Below are 5076 nucleotides of genomic sequence, written 5' to 3' on the forward strand. Positions count from 1 at the left end.
TTGACCGTAACCTGGCGCTGAGAGCAACAGGACCACAAAAAGAAAACAGATTTTCTTATAACCCCACATAGCCTAACTCACAAAGTGATAATCCGGTTTAGATTATAGCAATATGTTGTTGTTTTTAAATACTAGATAAAAAATATTTTTCTAAATGATACTACGTAGCCAAAATTAACACATCCGTATGCCGCTCCGAGCATTGGGTAATTGCATCCTCCTTACAAATTCCAAATATCATAATATCTGTGATCTTTCAATTCCTAAAAGAGATAAATTGTCGCTCGATTTGACAAATTTGGCTACAGAACATATTTTCTTCCCCTGCTTTGAGTTATTCTTATCCCGAACTCAGGTTATTTAGCGATGACAAAGACTGAGTAATTCTACTTTTGTCATGCCGTACATCACCAGAATTCAACCTATTCTAATGAACGCCACAGGCTTAAAAGCTCTATAGCGTTTAGTACAACATTCACATTTGATGGCTGCATTGGGTACATCAGGAGAATTTATGCCAGAAAAAATCACAGCCAGTTATCGCATTGTAACACCCATGTTTATTGGTGATGCGGAGCAAAAGGCCAGCGGCATCAGCCCCGCCTCCGTTAAAGGGGCATTGCGATTTTGGTGGCGGGCGTTAAATTGGGGGCGGGTTTTAAAAGAAGCTGGGGATAATGAAGTAGCCGCTTTAAAGTTATTACACGCTCAAGAAGCGGTTCTGTTCGGTGGCTTAGCTGAAACCGATGAGGATGAAAAAACGGGTAAAAAGCAGCAATTGGGGGGGCAAGGGGCTTTTTTGTTACGGGTGGAATCTAAGAACCTCAAAAAATACAGTGCAGGGACAATGGATGAACATTACAACTTAAAGGACTCTTGGCAATCGTATTTGTTGGGTCTTGGCCTGATGAAATACGATAAGAAAAAAAACTACTACCAACGTTCAGCCCTTATCAGCGGCTCTTTCTCTGTGCAGCTATTCTGTAAAAATTCAGCTTATTCACAAGAACTTGAAAACCTTTTATTGCTATGGGGCTTGTTGGGCGGCTTAGGCAGTCGGCAACGCAAAGGTTTAGGGTCTATCAGTATCACTGCGCTAAAAGTAGGTGATGAAATCCGTGAACTACCGCAAAACCAGCCAGCCGTTTTAGAGGTGCTTAAAAATCTCATCGATAAAAGCGCGACAGGCGAACCGCCTTATACGGCATTTAGTCAATCCTCCCAAATTTTATGTTCTCCCGCAAAAGCACAAACATCTTGGCAAACATTGGCAGAGATAGCAGAAAAAATGCAAATGTTTCGCGGTTGGGGATTTGATGCGGGTGCTGGTCATCAAATTAATCACAAACCTGCCAACCATGCCGCTCATACCAAAAAACGAACAGACCATAATATTGTTGATGACTATGCTAAGCCAGCCGTGCCTACCAAACAATTACCTAAAAGCATCACTTTTGGTTTGCCACGTTCTTATAAATTATCAAATGGTTGTGAGTTTAAATTAGATGTCCACGCACCTAGTAAAAACAACGAAGCTAAACGCTCACGCCGCGCCTCACCTATGTTTATTCACATTCAGCAATTTCCGAATGATGAAACAATGATTATTCAATCGTTTTTACCCGCTACGTTTTTAGCCGCAAACGACCAAGTACAAATACAGCAAAAGATAGGCAATCATTGGGGCGTGGTTGACAATATTACGCCCGCTACAAATTGGCAAGTCATTAGAGAATATTTAAAAACTTTCAGCACTTGGCTGGCGGTGTAGTGATGACCACACAATACTTCCACTTTTCCCTAGCCCCTGTCCAAAGCTTTATCTCCCAAGCCCGTCGCACTCGTGATTTTTGGGCCGGTTCGTTTATTTTATCGTGGCTTTCGGCGGTGGCTATGCAGGCTGTTATTGAGCAAAAAGGCACCATTGAATTCCCCAAACCCGATGACGACTATTTGAAGTGGCTGAAGGGTGAGGGTAAAAACGCTGCACCGCAACAAGGCGGCGTACCCAATCGGTTTAAGGCTGGTGTTACTGATGACTTTAAGCCGGAAGAAGTGGTGAATGCTGTCAATGAAGCCTGGCAAGCTCTGGCTAGCAAAGTCTATGAAGGCGACTTAGCTAATGCAGGCGACAGAACCAAAACAATCTGGGACAGGCAGGTTGCCGCTTTTTGGGAAATGAGCTGGGTTATAGAGGACGTAGAAGATAAAGCTTCATCTGTTTCCCCTCTCCCCAACCCCCTCCCGGAGGGAGAGGAAGCAAAATGTCGCTTTATCAATTCATCTGTCTATATCACGGATGACATAACGGACAGTTCCGCGCTGGATGTGCGTAAAAACTGGCGTTCGTATTTGCCGCCTGATGAAGCGGGCGTGAAATGTATGATGATGGACGGTTGGCAGGAGTTATCAGGAGCGGACAGGCCGAATGCCGGTGAGTTGGCTACATTTTGGCAGGGTGTTCTGAAGAACGGAAAGCCCGGCATCAAAACCGATTTTCGCGAAAATGAACATCTTTGCGCCATTGCTTTTATCAAACGGCGGTTCCCGCGTTATTTTCAGCAAGTGCAAGACCTTAAGCTTAATGGCTGGTCGTTGGCATTGAAAAATTGGAAGGTTGATATCGGCAGGCCTTCTGTTGCTTATATGGCGGCGGTACATTGGTTAGAGCAGGTGTTTGAACTTGCGGAACATTATCCTGATATTAAAGCACAGCTTTGGCGGTTTCACGACGAGGTTATGGTATTAACTGAGGGTGACTATAACGAATGGGATAATAACATTCGCTGTATTAAAGCCAGAAACGCGCATAAAAAATGGCAATCTTTGGATGGCAATGTGTTTTTTGAGTCGGCCTTGGAAAATGTCAATATTTATAAAAATCAGGATCAGGCGAAAAAAGTCCGTACTGAATTAAAGAATCTGCAAAAACTGCTGCCCGACCTCCCGCCCGCCACGCCGTTTTATGCCGTGTTAATGATGGATGGCGATAGTTTGGGCGTGCAAATGAGCAATAGGGATAAACAAGGAACCATTACCCAGGGCTTGAAGAATTTTACTGATAACATCCCCAAACTGGTTGCGGAAAACAACGGCTTTTTGATTTATGCCGGGGGCGATGATGTGTTGGCGGTGTTGCCGCTGGAGGATGCGTTGGCCTGTGCCTTAAAAATACGCGATTACTACGAGTGCGTTTTTGCCGGTTTAAATAAACTTAAAGCCGTAAACAATCAAGTGTTCACCAGTATTTCCGCCGCCGTTATTTTTGCACCTATCAAAATGCCGCTAATGAAGGTACTAAAAGAGGCTCATACGTTATTGGATAAGGTGGCTAAAGATGAATACGGACGTGACGCCTTGGCTGTTAGTGTCTGGAAGCCCGGCGGGAGGGTGTTGCAATGGGCAAGACCTTGGAATAAAGCTATTGCTGATGATGGCAGACAGTTAATTTTAGAACGTTTAGCCAAGGATTTTGCTGATGATGATAAGGATTACGGACAGCTCAGTAATAAGTTTTTATACAAAATCAGGGAACGCTTTGAATTATTAAATCCGCCGCCTGAGTCTGATGATGAAAATTCTGAGAAAAAAATACCCGTACTTAGCCAAGAACAAGCTATTGACCTAATGGCTGCCGAATATATTTCATCAGGCTTGTGCGAAGACATTAAGGAACCATCCAAACGGCTGACTCATGCCCAAGCCGTGGTAGGGCCGTTATTAGAGCAATGCCGTCCGGTTTACCGAAAGCTTGATGAAAAAACCGATGAATGTTCTTTTCCCGCTAGTGATTATGTGCGCGTCGATGCTGCATTACTGGTTCGCTTTCTAGCCCAAAAAGGAGTCAATTTATGAATAGACTCACCTGGCGTTTTAGCGCCTTCGATAGCTGGTTTTTTAGAGAATCACGCCCGTTTGATGTTATCGGCGGTTCGGAATTAAGCAGCGTGTTTCCGCCTTCTCCAGCCACCATGGCGGGAGCAATTCGTTCAGCTATCGGTGATTATCTGGGTGTTGAATGGCGCAACTATCCAGGCGGCTATCCTGAACTACAAGACCGAATCGGTGACAGCGACTCATTAGGTAAAATGGCTATCAAAGGCATTTTCCTGAGCCGAAAAAATCCTGGCAGTGACCACTGGGAAAGACTCTATCCCGTACCTGCCGATCTCGTAGCAACGCATGAAAAAGCCAAGTTAAAGGAACTGCATTTTTTACAGGTCGGTAAACCCGTACACTGTGATTTAGGCAAGCAGGTTTGCCTGGCAGTTGCCCCAAAGGCTATAAAAGGCATTAAAGCGCTGGAAGATTATTGGCTTACGCAATCGGGTTTAGCCAAAGTCTTAAATGGAAAAACTGATTTGGTCGTAAAAAAGGCTAAAATTGAGCAATACGACCTTATCCACTCAGAAGTGTTATTTACCAACGAAGCCCGTTTAGGCATAGCCAGAAGCAATCAAAGCCGCACCGCCGTACAAGGTAATCTGTATCAAACCCAGCATATTCGACCTGCCGAGTCGGTAGCGATAGAGGTCGATGTGGAAGGACTGGAAGCCGGCGATTACCGCACTCCAGGCATGGTGCGTTTAGGCGGCGAAGGACGCGCGGCGGCTTTTGAAGTGTTTGCGACCAACAAGAGTTTGGCACAAATCGAATTTGGAGAAGCTGAAACCTTGGGCATTAAGTTGGTGTTATTGTCAGCGATTCATGTAACTCAAGCCGATAGTAAAGAGCCGCCGCAGAATAAAATATACACGCCATTACCCAACTTTGAGCCGAGCGAGCAAGACGGCGAAACCGTCTGGTGCGGAAAAATTGGCGACATCGCTTTAACGCTACACTGCGCGGTGATCGGCAAAGTCCTGCGCGAAGGCGGTTGGGATGTGCGTAAGGCTACACCGAAACCCGTGCAAAGCCTTCTACCGGCAGGCAGTGTTTTTTACTGCAAGGTAACTAATAGCAATGGCGATATTCAAGAGGCGCTTCAGGCTTTGCAATCGGCTCAGCTTGATAATGGCAACGCGCTTGATAAAGCACTGGGACGTGGATTAGTAACCGTCGCCCCCTGGTTTAAAC

3 protein-coding genes are annotated in these 5076 nt (G+C 45.3%); all 3 read left to right on the top strand.

Annotation, left to right across the window (positions count from 1 at the left end; translation table 11 throughout):
- Window positions 1–484 precede the first annotated feature (484 nt).
- Complete coding sequence (gene cmr1 / locus ACLQ6D_RS04700; protein ID WP_411726131.1) at window positions 485–1771, top strand: type III-B CRISPR module RAMP protein Cmr1; 1287 nt, start codon at window positions 485–487, stop codon at window positions 1769–1771.
- 2 nt (window positions 1772–1773) lie between these two features.
- Window positions 1774–3855, top strand: a complete 2082-nt coding sequence (cas10, locus tag ACLQ6D_RS04705; protein ID WP_411726129.1) for a type III-B CRISPR-associated protein Cas10/Cmr2 — start codon at window positions 1774–1776, stop codon at window positions 3853–3855.
- Window positions 3852–5076 (top strand): type III-B CRISPR module-associated Cmr3 family protein (locus tag ACLQ6D_RS04710; RefSeq protein WP_411726130.1); only part of this gene is annotated, 1225 nt, incomplete at its 3' end. The genes cas10 and ACLQ6D_RS04710, both read left to right, overlap by 4 nt.

The organism is Methyloglobulus sp., from assembly GCF_046714055.1.
In the GTDB taxonomy this organism is placed as follows: Bacteria; Pseudomonadota; Gammaproteobacteria; order Methylococcales; family Methylomonadaceae; genus Methyloglobulus.